Source organism: Psychrobacter sp. ER1 (assembly GCF_048631835.1).
Lineage (GTDB): Bacteria > Pseudomonadota > Gammaproteobacteria > Pseudomonadales > Moraxellaceae > Psychrobacter.
The window spans coordinates 533,743-548,662 of sequence record NZ_CP184640.1; the positions used below are offsets into that span (position 1 = coordinate 533,743).

A 14,920-nucleotide genomic window follows, 5' to 3' on the forward strand; every position below is an offset into this window, starting at 1 on the left:
GTCTCTTTAATTGCAGTATTATAGTGTAAGAAATAATAAGCCATCTAAGGTCAGATGTAAGCGTCAATAATGTAACGCAGATAATGTACTATAATTAGCAATTCTAAAAGATATGAGGTGTCGGTAGTGAATAAACAACAAGGCACTGTCAAAAAATGGCAGGACGATAAAGGGTTTGGCTTTATTGAAACTGAAGCGGGCGAGTCTGTCTTCTTTCATGTAAGTGAGTTTAAGGCTCAGCGCCGTCCTAATATCGGTGAGGCGGTGGTCTTTAGCGTTGGACAAGATGCGGAGGGACGCAAGCGAGCCACGCAAGTACAAGAACTTGGGTTCGTAAAACAAAAAATGGCACAAAAAAATCAGCAGATCCGTCAGCGCAATCAGAAACGTAGCCATCAGGCAGAGTTTGAAGCAGGTCAAAAGAAACGTTCGTTTCTTGGACTGGCTTTTTATGGCGTCTTAGCTTTATTAGCAGCGACAGATAAACTGAGCTGGCTAGTGGTCGGCTGGTACGCCGTGCTAGGGATTATTACTTATGGCATGTATGCCAAAGACAAAGCTGCTGCGCAAAGTGGCGACTGGCGTACGCCTGAGTCTACATTACATATATTAAGCGCGCTTGGCGGTTGGGTAGGTGCGCTATTGGCTCAGACGTATCTGCGTCACAAATCACAAAAACCCGAGTTTCGAGTGACTTATTATTTGACCGTCGTTGTGAACATGGCAGGATTACTGTTTTTATTGGCAGGTGGTGTCTTAGAGACTTTGACTGATTTACTATCAGAGTTGCTATAAATGAGAACTAAGACACACATATGGATAATGTGATTATGAATACGTCAGGCTTCGTTGGTGGCACATTAGTACATACTGAAAAAGGTTTAGTACCAATAGAACAACTAAAAATTGGCGATAAAGTGTTGTCTAAGGCAGCTGATGGCTTAGGTGAGCTAGTTTATAAAGCAGTAACGAATACTATGGTTACTCAAAGCGTGTTGGTGAATTTGTTAGAATTATCGATTGCAATTGATTCTTCATTACCAATGAAGGAACAAATTGAACTTCAGAGGTTAGTCGATGATCAACCTTCAACTCGATTATTGATAACAAAAAACCACCCGCTATGGACTGAAGGCTCAAAGTGGACTCAAGCGAAGGAGGTAAAATCTCAAGATATTTTAATTAACAAAGACTTGATTAAATATTCGGCTGAGTCTGGCAATAATCCCTATGACACTACATCATTAAGACAAATTTATAGAACGGATAGATCCAATATTGGTTTCGTACCAAAATTCGATGAAGACGTTCCTGCTCAATATGGCAGTCTAATTGATTTAACAACAGGCGAGGAGCTTCAGAATAGCGTCACTTATCAAGCAGTGACAGACAAGTTATATGAGCATGATGAGGAGTGGGAGCAACGCCTATTAGAACAAACACCTGAAGACGAACGTGAACATGCTGAGTTCTTTGGCTTCCGCCAAGGCGAATGGAAAGATCCTGATACTATAGATTGGGAAGAGGGCGAAGGTTCTCTTACTATGACGGTATATAACATTGAGGTAGCAGATACTCATACTTACTTTGTCGGTGAGGCTGGTATTTGGGTGCATGAATAGAAATTGTGCAGATAGGTCAAATTAGCATACATATTCAATCGTCAGAAATAGTAAATAAAAAAGGTGGATTACGACTGCGTAACCCACCTTTTTATTTATAAGCTGAACGATATTAATAATAGTATTTAGAATTATTACTGCGGCATTTCACGCTTTTTTCCAAAAATAGCATATCAATGACAATCAATAGTACACCGATAGATATACCGATATCCGCGATATTAAAAATCGGATAATGCCAGACATCAGCATAATGCACATGGATAAAATCAATAACATGACCATGTAGTAAGCGGTCGATTAAATTACCAACTGCACCGCCCAATACTAAGGCTAGACCGAAAGATAACAGCGTGGCTTTGCGCGGTGCTTTAATCAGATAAATGATTAGAAACAACGACATGAGTAAAGCCAGTCCTGAAAAAAACCACTTCTGCCAACCACCAGCATCCGCCAAAAAGCTAAATGCCGCGCCGTAGTTATAAGCCAATGTCCAATTGAGAAATGGCTCAATTACCGGCACTGGATCATGAAAGGTCAGTTTGGTTTCTGCCAACCACTTGGTCCACTGATCGATAATGACAATAACCAATGCCAATATATACCATACAAGCGCACGACTGCCATTGGCCACCAGCTTTGGTGTCCTATTTGTTGACTTGGTCAGGCGACTTCTAGGCGTAGTCGAGCTACCTGTGGTTGCATGAGCAGGCTTAGGCGAATGGTCAATCTCAACCTGCGGCTGCTGGTCACGCTGGCTTTCAGGCGAATCAGTTGGGTTAGGCATAGTGACGCACCTCGCCATCGCCACTAACATTGGTCACGCAGCGCGCGCATAGTTCAGGGTGTGCGCTATCTGTACCGATGTCATCACGAATGTGCCAGCAGCGTACGCACTTAGTACCAGTAGCTGCGCTTACTTGCACCACTAAGTCTACAGCTTCTTCGGTATTGGTGTCGGTCACTTCTTTTGTCTGTGCGATGCTATCAGTAGGTGCTTCGCTCATTGGCTTTAGTGCAGCGTTACTAGTAATTAGTACAAAACGTAGCTCTTCATCAAGCTTAGCTAAGCTCTCATGCATAGCACCGTCAGCGTATAGACTCACGTCGGCAGACAAGTTGGCATTGATGATTTTTTCGCCACGTGCAGTCTCGATATGTTTGTTCACCATGTCTTTGGCGAACATGATGCGCTGCCAGTCATCATTGCTAATAGCACTTAGCTCAAACGCTGGGAACTCGTACCACTCTTGAGTGAATACATAGCCGCCTTTATCCGCCTCACGTTGGTTCAGTACTTCCCATGCCTCTTGCGCCGTGAATGATAAGATCGGTGTGATCCAGCGAATCAGCGCATGAGTAATATGGTAGATAGCCGTCTGTGCAGAGCGACGAGGCTGACCATCTGCCTGCGTGGTGTACTGGCGATCCTTGATAATATCTAGATAGAAGCTACCCAAGTCTTGCGAGCAAAACGCCGTCACGTGCTGAGTGACTTGGTGGAAGTCCATTGCATCATAAGCGCTAATGATTTGCGCTTGTACGGTTTGTGAGCGCTCAATGATGAATTTATCAAGGCTAACCAATTCATTGATATCAATACTGTCGGTCGCTGGATTGAAGTCATCGGTATTGGCAAGCAAGAAACGTAAGGTATTACGGATACGGCGATACATATCGATCGCACCTTTAAAGACCGTCTTACCCGCGCTCATCTCATAACGATAGTCACTTGAGGCAATCCACAGACGCAGCATATCTGCGCCTGTCTTATTGATCTCTTCTTGCGGGGTGATGATGTTGCCCAGTGACTTACTCATCTTGCGACCGTTTTCATCGACCACGAAACCATGGGTCAATACTTGCTTAAACGGTGGGCGCTCATACATTGCTTCTGACGTTAGTAGTGAGGTCTGGAACCAGCCGCGATGTTGGTCAGAGCCTTCTAGATACATATCAGCTGGATTGGTCAATTCATCACGCTGATCAAGTACCGCAAAATGCGTGGTGCCTGAGTCAAACCAAACGTCCAATGTGTCAGTTGCTTTGTCATAGTCAGCGGCTTCACTGCCTAAGAAATCTTCACAGCTAGCATCGAACCACGCTTCTACGCCGCCTTCATTGATTTTTGCGCTGCAGTTTCCATCAGCTCAAGCGTATTTGGATGCAGCTCGCCTGTTTCTTTGTGCGTAAAGAAAGTAATCGGTACGCCCCATGTACGCTGACGTGAGATACACCAATCAGGACGACCCGTCATCATTGATTCGATACGGTTTTGTCCCCACGCTGGCGTCCAGTTGACTGTAGGAATATCAGCAAGCGCGCGAGCACGTAAGCCTTTGGTTTCCATGTTGATAAACCACTGAGGCGTAGCACGGAAAATGATTGGCGACTTATGACGCCAGCAATGCGGATAGCTATGCTCAATTTTGGTATGGCTGATTAAGTGACCGTTCTCATGCAGGGCAGCGATGATTTTTGGATTGGCTTTATAGATGTGCTCGCCTGCAAATACAGCAGCGCTATCTAAATAAACGCCTGTACCGCTTACTGGGTTTTCCACTGGTAAGTTGTATTTTAGACCAACAATATAATCGTCTAAACCGTGACCAGGTGCCGTATGTACCAGACCAGTACCACTATCAGTAGTCACATGATCGCCCAAGATGAGCGGTACTTGACGGTCTTCAATCAGTGGATGCTGGGCATGTAAGCCTTCAAGCTCGCTGCCTGATACAGTTGCTAGGATGCCGTTATTTTCTAGTTTAAGTTCGTTCAACGCAGTTTCGACAAGATCCGCTGCGAGTAACAGGTTGCCTTTTTCGGTAGCGACCACGCTATAGTTATGCTCTGGATGTACTGAGATAGCTTGGTTGGCAGGTAACGTCCATGGCGTGGTGGTCCAAATAACAGCAGCGATGTTGTCTGCGATATCTGCCAATGCGGCTACTTTGTCCGTACCGAGCACATCAAAGCTGACATAGATCGCGTCAGAGACTTTGTCTTGATATTCTACTTCTGCTTCTGCTAGGGCAGAGCTACAGTCCAAGCACCAGTTAACTGGCTTCATACCGCGAGTCACATGACCATTGTCATAGATTTTGGCAAGCGCACGTACGATGTTGGCTTCTTGATGAAAGTTCATGGTCAGATAAGGATTGTCCCAATCACCAAACACACCCAAACGCTTGAAGTCTGCCTTTTGCAGTTCAATCTGAGTACTCGCATATTCTCGGCATAGACCACGGAATTCGGTCGCAGACACTTTTTGACCGACTTTACCGACCTTGGCTTCGACTTTTTGTTCGATTGGCAGACCATGACAATCCCAACCAGGGACATAAGGCGCATCAAATCCTGATAAGGTTTTTGATTTTACAATAATGTCTTTTAGTACTTTATTGACCGCATGACCCAAGTGAATCTGACCGTTGGCGTATGGAGGGCCATCGTGCAAAATATATTTGGTTGCACCAGCACGCGCCTGACGAATTTTACCGTAGACGTCATCCGCTTCCCAAGCAGCCAACCAATCTGGCTCGCGTTTGGCAAGGTTTGCGCGCATCGCAAATGGCGTATCCGCAAGGTTCAGCGTGTCTTTGTAATCTTGGCTTGGTGTGTCAGTGCTTTTATCAGTCATAGAAGGTATCTTTTTAAAAGGTAGGTTTGTGTGTCGGTTCAAAACCGGATACAAGGCTCGATGTTCAATGTAGTTCAATATAGTACTGAGGGTCACGCGGTATTGATAATGCTTAATTACTAATAGTAGGTATATTGCTCATCATAGTCGGTTTATCAACCATCATGTCAATAAATACCCATTGTCGCTCATTAGTCGGTAAATAGTTACGTCAATAATAAATGGTAACGAGACGATTGCAACATAAAATATGCTAGTAAAAATAATTCAAAAAAATATTTAGATCGGCAGCTATTATATGACAAAAAGGGTAGGGTAAAAAGAGCTGTGCGAGGTCGACCCAATTTTGTCCAATATCAATCGTTTATCTGTGTCATATATCCTTAGCAAAGATGCAGCTATAAGCTCCTTAAATGCTTATTTATTGAAACATACAGTACGGCTCAAGTACTAAAAAACAGACGCCAACCATAAGCGCAGTTTCAATGACCATAATGGCTGAATCCCTGTTAGCCCTTGTGTCATCTCGCCATTCTCTAATACCACATAGGACGGTGTGACTTGTCCTTGCCAATCTGCAAAGATATTGCCTTGTTGATCGTTTATGGTGGTGAAGTCAAAATGATGTTGATCGAGGTAGCTGCGTAGCTCTTGGTTTGAGCCTGACTGTACGGCAACAGTGACAACAGGATAGTTATCTGCTGCTAGTTTATTGATGGTTGGCGAAGTAAAACTACAGACTGAACACCACGTACCCCAAAAGTATACCAGCGTAGGCCGCTCGTTACTCATCGCTGCTAGATCGATAGTTTGCCCTTGATAGTCGGTCAGTTGCAACTGAGGATTGGCGGGCATGACAGGCTGTCGCCACCAATTGACCACGCTATAGATCACGACAAACATAAGACCATATAACATTATCGTTTTAAGTATCGAAATGATCTTTCGCTTCGGCTGCTTCTTTGGCTTTATTTCTGTCTTCTCAATATCAGTCGTCATGACGTCCGTTTCTTAGTTTACAAGTTATTTTCAAATGATGGCTTATCGTGATTGCCTATATGGTCATTGCACGAAGAGTAGGCAGTAGATAAAAATAAACGGCTGAAAATCAGCCGTATTATTTATAAAGTCTACTATAAGTGTGCGACGTCAACCTATTATGGCTTTTGTGCTCGGTTTTGTAATGGATCACCAATAAGCACGCTACCTGAATTTTCACGGCGTTCTGCATCACTTAACTTGCTAGCTGGCACTTTGGCCTTGCGCTTCCACTTTAAGCTGAACAAATCATCACGGCGGTCAATCAGGTTATGTACTGAGCCTTCATGACGAACGTGAGTAAGCTTGTCTAAGTTTACATCAGAGAAGAACACCATCTCCGTGTTGGCAGTGGTCTCTGCCATAATCGCATCATGTGGGAATGCAAAATCTGACGGTGAAAAGATCGACGATTGAGCGTACTGAATATCCAAACTCTCAACTTGCGGTAAGTTACCCACTGAACCGCAAATCATCACATAGCATTCGTTTTCGATAGCACGGGCTTGTGCACAGTGGCGGACACGTAGATAGCCGTTTTTGGTGTCGGTCCAGAAGGGCACAAACAAGATATCCATGTCATCAAGTGCCATTAGACGTGCAAGCTCAGGGAACTCAACATCGTAGCAGACCAAGATACCGATACGACCCGCATCTGTATCAAACACTTTGACTTCATCGCCACCTTCGATTACCCAAGCGCTGCGCTCATGCGGGGTAATATGAATTTTGCGTTGCTCTTCAACGGTACCATCGCGGCGGCATAAATAGCTGACGTTATACAAGGTATCGTCTTCATCTAGTAACGGCATCGAACCGGTAATGACGTTGACGTTATAACTGACGGCTAAATGCGAGATTTCGTTTTTGAACCACTCGGTATAACCCGCCAAAAATCGAATGGCAATATTTTGATCGGTTTCTTCGCATAGACCCATCAATGGCGCATTGAAAAACTCTGGTAAGCAGGCAAAGTCTGAGTTGTAGTCAGCCATGATGTCGACAAAGAACTCAACCTGTTGCAGTAATTCTTCAGGTGATTCGACTTCACGCATCTGCCACTGAATACCACCAATACGCACCTCAGACTTGCGAGTATTAGGCTTATAGTCTTTAGGCTCGTAGTAGATATTTGCCCACTCAAGCAAGGTAGCAAAGCCTTTTGACTGCTTATCATCTGGCAGATAAGCGGTCAAGATACGCTTAACGATAAAGCCATTAGACAACTGGAACGACAAAGCTGAATCGTGAATTTCACGGCTTTCAACGGCATCAATATATTCGCCCGGAGTCAGATCTTTGTGGTTATGATAGTTAGGTATACGTCCGCCAGCTAATATAGCGCGGAAATTCAACTGACGACACAACTCTTTGCGAGCGTCATAGAGGCGGCGACCGAGACGGTAGCCGCGATAATCAGGGTCGATGAGCGCATCTAAACCATAGATTGCATCACCTTCTGGATTGTCTCTGATGATTTCTTTTGTCCAATCAAATCATCATAGGTATGCGGGTTTGAAAACTTGGCATAGTCAACGCGCATAGAGAGCACGATACCAATCAGCTGATCGTGATCAAACAAGGCAATCTGACCTTCAGGGAACGCGTCAATCAAAGTATGAATGGTTGTCTTTGACCATGCGCCACCCAAGTTTACATAGACACGATCCATCAAGGCTTTTAATTGTGGGTAATCTTTTTCTTAATCTCAGCAATCGTGAGGTGAAAATCATCTAATTTTTCCATCTTACTCATAAGTTTCCTGTTTTAAATAGCTATTGAATGTAGGGGTATCAAATAATGGGGTCATAGCACATTGATGTGCCGATTTTTGTGCAAAAAAGTAATAAAAACATTCCAATAGGAAGATATTGTCGTTACAATAATTTATTGCCATATTTACAATAGGTTATGTTGATATCTTAGACTGTTTTACTCATTATGTTTGGTGCTTGTTTCGATTAACGTAGAGGGCTAAAGGATAGCGACTGCCACAATCTACATCACTCTATACCTATAGGGTTAGTAAACATCGATAAGCGCACAACTCTGCATTATCATTGTACCTGCGACTTTCTTGTTATTTACTATCTCAATATAGAATCTAAATAATATCTAATCAGCACCTTTTGTTTTGCTTGTTATCATAGCAAGCTGTAACGGTAATAACAGTCTCACGTAGTAAATATTTGCTACGTTTTTGTGAGTCAATTTTTTGGTTCAACTCAGGCATAGTATTGTGTTGCTTGTTTCGTTTAGCCGTATCTCATCGGCTTCTTAGGATTATTTTATTATGCCTTTAAATCATACCAATAGAATCATGAAGTGGGATGACATAGATGACTCCGCTTTGGTTCAGTTGGTTTATGTCAGTACGCTGACTCTTGGCTCGCGTTTGAGCACCTCTATCTTTGATGAAGTAGAAGGTCATGCACGTAACTACAATCAGCAGAATAACATCACAGGCACACTATGCTACGGCAATGGTCATTTTCTGCAATGTATTGAAGGCAAAAAGTCAGACGTATTTAATCTGCAAGAGCGTATCTTTGTCGATAGTCGTCATAAGAATGTAGAAGTGTTGCTATTACAAGTCATCAATCATCGCAGCTTTGCCGACTGGCGTATGCGCTTGCTGTTTTTAGAGCGTTGGTTGTGGTCCCCGCGACCAAGAAACAGGCCGTACAATTATCTCCGTTTTTACCATTTGCGCCGCACGGCTGGTCGTCTGATCGGACTGAGCAGTTTTTGCAAATTATCAAAACTTTCGATAGTCCACCCCATATTAAGGCGGCAGGTATTACTTATAATGCATTGGGTAATATGGTGCGTCATATCGCGGCACCGCATCAGGCGTTTCTGATTATTCAAGGGTTTTTGAGCATACTACTGGTCGTCGCACTGATACTGTTATATTTATAAATCGTAGTTTTTGCGAATTATAAAGTAATAAAAAGACGCTAGCTTCTCGGGTTAGCGTCTTTTTATTTGGGTTAAGCGTTTAGCGTTCACAACCTAATCACATATCAAAAATCTTACCGCGGTTCATAATGTTGTTTGGATCGAATACTTTTTTGACTTCTTTTAAGTACTCAATCTCAGTCTCACTGCGGCTATAGTGCAGATACGGCTTCTTTGTCATACCAACCCCATGCTCAGCAGACACTGAACCACCATATTTCTGCACTGTCTCAAACACATATTTATTGACAATCTGACACTCAGCAAAGAAATCATCTTTGCTCATGTTTTCTGGTTTTAGAATATTGAGATGCAAATTGCCATCACCGATATGACCAAACCAACAGACTTCAAAGTCAGGATAGTTGCTACTGACGATATGATCAATCTCAGTGATAAACTCTGGCACATGACTAATTAGGACAGATACATCGTTTTTATAAGGGGTAAAGACTGAGATGGTCTCAGAGATATACTCACGTAGTTTCCACAGCTCTTCGGCCTGTGCCAAGCTCTGACTCATGACACCATCGACGACCCAACCTTGCTCCATACAATGCTCAAATATGGCCATGGCTTTGTCCATGATTGGCTCATAAGGCGCTTCAAACTCTAATAGCGTATAGAATTTGGTACGTGACTCAAACGGCTCTTGTACTTGACCATGTGCCATCAGCTTATCAATCGCTACATCGTCAAAGAACTCAAAAGCGGTCAAATCAATTTGTGCTTGAAAGGCAGAGAGTACGTTCATTACATCGTTAAAGCTGTCCATGCCAAGCACCATGACGTTTAAGTCTTGGGGCTGACGCTCAAGCTTTATTTGCGCATGAGTGACAAGGCCAAGTGTGCCTTCACTACCGATGAATAATTGGCGCAAGTCATAACCGGTGGCATTCTTTACCATGCCGCGATTCAGTTGTAAGATATCACCTTTACCCGTGACGACAGTCAGACCCATGATCCATTGACGAGTCATACCATAGCGAATGACTTTGATACCGCCTGCGTTGGTGCCGATGTTGCCGCCTATCTGACTAGAGCCTGCTGAGGCAAAGTCGACAGGGTAATATAGGTCTTTTGATTCAGCGAATTCTTGCAACTGCTGGGTGACGACACCGGCTTCGACTTCAACTATTCGATCGGCAGGATAGAACTGTCCAATCTGGTTCATTTTATCCATGCTAACAACGATTTCACCGTTGGCTGCGACAGCACCAGCAGACAGGCCTGTACGACCACCGCTTGGGGTGAGGACGACGTTGTGCTCATTGGCCAGCAGTACGATAGTCTGTACTTGTTCGGTGGTCTTTGGAAAAACGATGGCAGCAGCAGCAGGAGCAAAGTGCTTGGTCCAGTCTTTGCCCCAATGCTCTAAGCTCTCAGCATCGGTTTTGATTTGGGTCGGGTCAAAATCATGGGTATCAGTAAGCGTGCTCAAGATGGTTTGCACGGCATTGGTTTCGGATGTGTTCTGAGCGGTAGTTGGCGTCATGGTCAAATCTCAATATTGGCGTAAGCACGATGCTGGGACTGCTTATTATATAGCGAAATAACTATAAATTCAGTGGTGAGTCAGCTCGTAGAGGTAATAAGTGGATGATAATTTTTACCTATAAGAAGAGGTAAGTAATAAATAATTGATTCGAGCGGTTTCAAACAGAATAATTCACTATAGCATAAAAATTTTTCAGGCTTGATAACCAATAATTCATCTAATCTGCTAACATCGACCTCAAATTTTGTGTAAGATATCGGGACTGTTTTCGTTTCCTCCATCATAGATTATCCAACAGGTAATCTTATAAAACAATTATAGGACAGTTCTCATATGGCGTTATCACTACAAAAAGACAAAATCCGGTTTTTATTGCTTGAAGGTCTACATGACAATGCCCTAAAAGTATTGGAAGGAGCTGGTTACCATAACATCGAGAATATCAGTCACGCCTTAGATCAAGACGAGCTGATCGAAAAGATCAAAGATGCTCACTTTATCGGTATTCGTTCGCGCACTCAGCTGACGCGTGAAGTACTTGAGCACGCACACAAGCTTATCGGCATTGGTTGCTTTTGCATTGGTACTAACCAAGTAGATCTAGACGCCGCTCGTGATCTTGGTATCCCTGTCTTTAACGCGCCATTCTCGAACACCCGTTCGGTAGCTGAGCTAGTATTGGCCGAAGCCATTATGCTGTACCGCGGTATTCCTGAAAAGAATGCAACCGTACATCGCGGCGGCTGGGGCAAGTCTGCGACTAACTCACACGAAGTGCGCGGCAAGACTATCGGTATCGTCGGTTATGGTTCTATCGGCTCGCAGCTGTCTGTCTTGGCAGAAAGCTTTGGTATGAAAGTCATCTATCATGATGCCGTGACCAAGTTGCCACTAGGCAATGCGGTACAAGTTGGTAGCTTAGAAGAGCTATTATCAACGGCTGATATCGTGACATTGCATGTACCTGATGTACCAAGCACTCGCTATATGATGAAAGCTGAGCAGTTCGCTCAGATGAAAGAAGGCAGCTACTTTATCAATGCGGCTCGCGGTACGTGTGTTGAGATTGATGATCTGGCAGATGCGCTTGAGTCTGGTAAAATCTTAGGCGCGGCTATCGATGTGTTCCCAAAAGAGCCAAAATCAGCTGACGAAGAGTTTGAGTCACCACTACGTAAGTTTGATAATGTGATTTTGACGCCGCATATCGGTGGTTCAACACAAGAAGCACAGGCCAATATCGGACTGGAAGTAGCAGATAAGTTTGTTAGATACTCTGACCAAGGTGATACAGCGACTGCGGTGAACTTCCCAGAAGTTTCTATTCCGTTCAAAGAAAACTCGCATCGTCTACTACACATTCACAAAAACGTGCCAGGTGTACTGTCTCAGATTAACCGCCTATTTGCTGAAGCTGGCATTAACATCCTAGCGCAGAGCCTGATGACAGAAGGTGATGTTGGTTATCTAGTGATGGATGTCGATTACAATGATTCGACTGCTGCACTAGATCAGTTAAAAGATGTAGAAGAGACTATCCGCGTACGTATCTTATTTTAATATAGTCAATCCACTATAAAGTTGGATTAACTATATCAGTGCTATTAGTTTTGATAGGTACTGAAGATTTACCATAAAAAAGAGAGGCTCTATTGATTAGAACCTCTCTTTTTTATTTCACTTCTTTTTTATTGTACTAATGCTAAGTTTAGTTGGCTTTAGCGTTGTTTGCAGCTTCTGCTTGTAGACGAGCTTCCGTCTTAGCGGCTTTACGTTTTTCGATTACATCCATCACGTCGCTACCGATATGGGCTTCACCACGCTTTTTCGCCAATTGCATCTGATGCTCACGCTCACGGAAACGGGCTTTTTGCTCGTCGGTTGCCTTGTCGATACAGTGTGGACATGACTCGCCTTTGATATAGGCAGGGCTTTGCATCTCTTCGACAGTGATCGGCATACGGCAAGCAAAACACTGCTCGTAGCTGCCTTTTTCTAAGTTGTGATTGACCGAAACGCGATTATCAAAAACAAAGCAATCGCCTTGCCACATGGAGTCACTAGCAGGGACTTCTTCAAGGTATTTTAGGATGCCACCTTCTAAATGATAGACCTCTTCAAACCCTTGCTCGCGTAAATAGGCAGTAGATTTTTCGCAGCGGATACCACCTGTACAGAACATCGCCACTTTTTTATGCTTGGTTGGATCAAGCTCTTTTGAAACGTATTCTGGAAACTCGCGGAACGTTTCAGTATTTGGATTGACTGCGTTTTGGAAAGTACCAATTTGCACTTCATAGTCGTTACGCGTGTCGATCAAAGTGACTTCAGGATCTGAGATTAACGCGTTCCACTCACTAGGTTTGACATAGCGACCAACGGATTCCAATGGGTCGATATTCTCGACACCCATAGTGACGATTTCTTTTTTCAGCTTCACCTTAGTGCGATAAAAAGGTTGTGCGTCAGTATAGGATTCTTTGAAGGTAAACGTACCAATCGCCTCGATACTACGCAGGTAGTCAAGAACAGTATCGATAGCTTGACGCGTACCAGAAATCGTACCGTTAATGCCTTCGCTTGCAAGCAACAACGTACCTTTCACATCGTTATCGAGCATAGTGTTTAGTATGGGCTCACGATACTGTTCAAAATCAGCAAAGCGTGTGAACTTATATAGTGCAGCAACGACGATATTATTAGTTACACTATCGTATACAGGGGCTGAATTGTTGTCAGTTATCACAGTTTCTTTGTTGGTGCTCATGTCTTTCTCCTGCTGGCTAGGCCGCAAACCTAGTGCGTTGGGTTAACAGTCTGGTTCAAACGAACACGTTATTGTGTCATCCTCGCTTGATGTACTTTGGGTACAATCTGCGCTCGGCTTTCTTATATCGCATTCATTTGAAATAGACTTTGTCAGTTCGAAATGGGTTATAACACTAGTCTAATTGTGGAATTGGCCAATGCGCGCGTAGTGTAGCAAATTTTAGATGGGTTTTGAATATTTTAAAAGTTAATAGCATCGTTAAGCGTATACATAACTCATTAAGTGATCTGCTCTAAGCTGTAATAGCTTTTAGGCGTTTATCCTATGAGTAGGGCTTGCTATAGTAGACATTTATCATTATCTGTTCTGTTTATTTCATGATAAAGGCAACTAATTATATTTATTTTAGCCATCACCATCGAAAATATATTAACAAGATCCATAGTTCCTTATAGAGCTATAAATCGTGCAAAATTTGTGACGAGTAGAAAATAAGAGATTGCATGCCAAAAACAAAACCTAATAAAGTTTTAAACCTAACTTGTCCTCATGAAAGTTGTCATGAGTCGTTTGCTGTCCCTTTAATCGAAAAAGGAATACTATTTTGTCCACATTGTAATCACAGTCTTTTGACGGAGAAACCAGTTGATGTAGATCAAATCAACAAAGTAAGTATCGTTGAAAATAGAAAATCTAAATCATTTTTACATCACTGGCCCTATTTCGCATGGCTGTCGCTATACGCAATTCTTTTAATTATGGCAAAAATATATAGTTGGACGGATATCATGGACTTATATCTGATTGCGATATTTCTTGTAGGTTCCATAATATTTGAGAGGTATAAATCTCATTATAACAGTGTGTTATACCGCCTAAAACATAATGAAGTTGAGTTCAAGGCTGGTGTTGATACCTTATCTAACATTAAAAGGTTTTCTGAAATTAATACTGATTATGTAAATAATGAGGGTGTATTAAACCATAGTAAGTGCCGATTCAATAAAGTAGAAATGCCAGTTCTAAAAAACTGTCCCCATTGTAAGTCGCAAATGGTTGTAAAATTGCAGCAGATGGTTGATTGGCAGAAAAACCTTTACTCTAAATACGATATTTATCGCCCAAAAGGAGTTCCAGATAGTGAGTACTGCAGTGTCACAAGGCGTTATGTATCGAGGGATACCACACTGTCTAATATATTCCTATGCTTAAATTGTCACACTCATTATAGTTGGCTATATATTTCAAATGAGCATTCAACCATAGATGAGGAAGATGCACGACAATTATGCAAAATGTAGGCGTAAAATCCAAGATTTAAAGGTAGCTATCAAATAGACGTTATCGTTCTTCATTATTGTGGAATGTAGAATAGTAAGTCTTGTCCTAAT

General features: G+C 42.9%; 11 protein-coding genes and 1 pseudogene. 5 read left to right on the forward strand and 7 right to left on the reverse strand.

Going from position 1 to position 14,920, the window contains the following annotated elements; translation table 11 throughout:
* Positions 1-126: 126 nt before the first annotated feature.
* Positions 127-795 carry a DUF1294 domain-containing protein gene (locus tag ACOBWA_RS02420; protein WP_420230122.1) on the forward strand — a complete coding sequence of 223 codons (669 nt, stop codon included), beginning with the start codon at positions 127-129 and terminating at the stop codon, positions 793-795.
* A gap of 20 nt (positions 796-815) precedes the next feature.
* Positions 816-1,622 carry a Hint domain-containing protein gene (locus tag ACOBWA_RS02425; protein WP_227543694.1) on the forward strand — a complete coding sequence of 269 codons (807 nt, stop codon included), beginning with the start codon at positions 816-818 and terminating at the stop codon, positions 1,620-1,622.
* 112 nt (positions 1,623-1,734) lie between these two features.
* Here the strand turns inward: ACOBWA_RS02425 and lspA are convergent, their stop codons facing one another.
* The 5 genes and pseudogenes from lspA to ACOBWA_RS02450 form a co-directional block, all read right to left on the reverse strand.
* Entirely contained in the window at positions 1,735-2,409 is a 675-nt protein-coding gene (lspA, locus tag ACOBWA_RS02430; protein ID WP_420230123.1) for a signal peptidase II, read from the reverse strand.
* Positions 2,402-5,262, reverse strand: a pseudogene (gene ileS, locus ACOBWA_RS02435) (isoleucine--tRNA ligase). Before ileS ends, lspA begins: the two are co-directional and overlap by 8 nt.
* Before the next feature lie 450 nt (positions 5,263-5,712).
* Positions 5,713-6,261, reverse strand: coding sequence for a protein disulfide oxidoreductase (locus tag ACOBWA_RS02440; RefSeq protein WP_420230124.1), 549 nt, complete (start codon positions 6,259-6,261; stop codon positions 5,713-5,715).
* Positions 6,262-6,419: 158 nt separating this feature from the next.
* Complete coding sequence (locus tag ACOBWA_RS02445; protein ID WP_420230125.1) at positions 6,420-7,655, reverse strand: carbon-nitrogen hydrolase family protein; 1,236 nt, start codon at positions 7,653-7,655, stop codon at positions 6,420-6,422.
* 80 nt (positions 7,656-7,735) lie between these two features.
* Entirely contained in the window at positions 7,736-7,972 is a 237-nt protein-coding gene (locus tag ACOBWA_RS02450) for a hypothetical protein (protein ID WP_420230126.1), read from the reverse strand.
* 621 nt (positions 7,973-8,593) lie between these two features.
* On the opposite strand from ACOBWA_RS02450, the gene ACOBWA_RS02455 reads away from it, so the two are divergent.
* On the forward strand, positions 8,594-9,163 hold the full coding sequence (locus ACOBWA_RS02455) for a BLUF domain-containing protein (RefSeq protein WP_420230127.1): 570 nt from the start codon (positions 8,594-8,596) through the stop codon (positions 9,161-9,163).
* A 156-nt stretch (positions 9,164-9,319) separates the two neighbouring features.
* Here the strand turns inward: ACOBWA_RS02455 and ACOBWA_RS02460 are convergent, their stop codons facing one another.
* A complete protein-coding gene (locus tag ACOBWA_RS02460; RefSeq protein WP_420230128.1) occupies positions 9,320-10,756 on the reverse strand; it encodes an FAD-binding oxidoreductase in 1,437 nt (478 codons plus the stop codon).
* A gap of 336 nt (positions 10,757-11,092) precedes the next feature.
* Between ACOBWA_RS02460 and serA the strand changes: the two genes are divergently transcribed.
* Positions 11,093-12,319 (forward strand): phosphoglycerate dehydrogenase, encoded by a 1,227-nt coding sequence (gene serA / locus ACOBWA_RS02465; protein WP_057758460.1) that lies wholly within the window; start codon positions 11,093-11,095, stop codon positions 12,317-12,319.
* 148 nt (positions 12,320-12,467) lie between these two features.
* Here the strand turns inward: serA and ACOBWA_RS02470 are convergent, their stop codons facing one another.
* Positions 12,468-13,526, reverse strand: coding sequence for a rhodanese-related sulfurtransferase (locus ACOBWA_RS02470; RefSeq protein WP_420230129.1), 1,059 nt, complete (start codon positions 13,524-13,526; stop codon positions 12,468-12,470).
* A gap of 506 nt (positions 13,527-14,032) precedes the next feature.
* Between ACOBWA_RS02470 and ACOBWA_RS02475 the strand changes: the two genes are divergently transcribed.
* Complete coding sequence (locus ACOBWA_RS02475; RefSeq protein ID WP_420230130.1) at positions 14,033-14,830, forward strand: hypothetical protein; 798 nt, start codon at positions 14,033-14,035, stop codon at positions 14,828-14,830.
* Positions 14,831-14,920 lie beyond the last annotated feature (90 nt).

Coding starts and splice junctions, on each gene's coding strand:
- ACOBWA_RS02425 (WP_227543694.1), top strand. CDS start 816: ATGGATAATGTGATTATGAATACGTCAGGCTTCGTTGGTGGCACATTA.
- lspA (WP_420230123.1), bottom strand. CDS start 2,409: ATGCCTAACCCAACTGATTCGCCTGAAAGCCAGCGTGACCAGCAGCCG.
- ACOBWA_RS02440 (WP_420230124.1), bottom strand. CDS start 6,261: ATGACGACTGATATTGAGAAGACAGAAATAAAGCCAAAGAAGCAGCCG.
- ACOBWA_RS02450 (WP_420230126.1), bottom strand. CDS start 7,972: ATGGATCGTGTCTATGTAAACTTGGGTGGCGCATGGTCAAAGACAACC.
- ACOBWA_RS02455 (WP_420230127.1), top strand. CDS start 8,594: ATGCCTTTAAATCATACCAATAGAATCATGAAGTGGGATGACATAGAT.
- ACOBWA_RS02460 (WP_420230128.1), bottom strand. CDS start 10,756: ATGACGCCAACTACCGCTCAGAACACATCCGAAACCAATGCCGTGCAA.
- serA (WP_057758460.1), top strand. CDS start 11,093: ATGGCGTTATCACTACAAAAAGACAAAATCCGGTTTTTATTGCTTGAA.
- ACOBWA_RS02470 (WP_420230129.1), bottom strand. CDS start 13,526: ATGAGCACCAACAAAGAAACTGTGATAACTGACAACAATTCAGCCCCT.
- ACOBWA_RS02475 (WP_420230130.1), top strand. CDS start 14,033: ATGCCAAAAACAAAACCTAATAAAGTTTTAAACCTAACTTGTCCTCAT.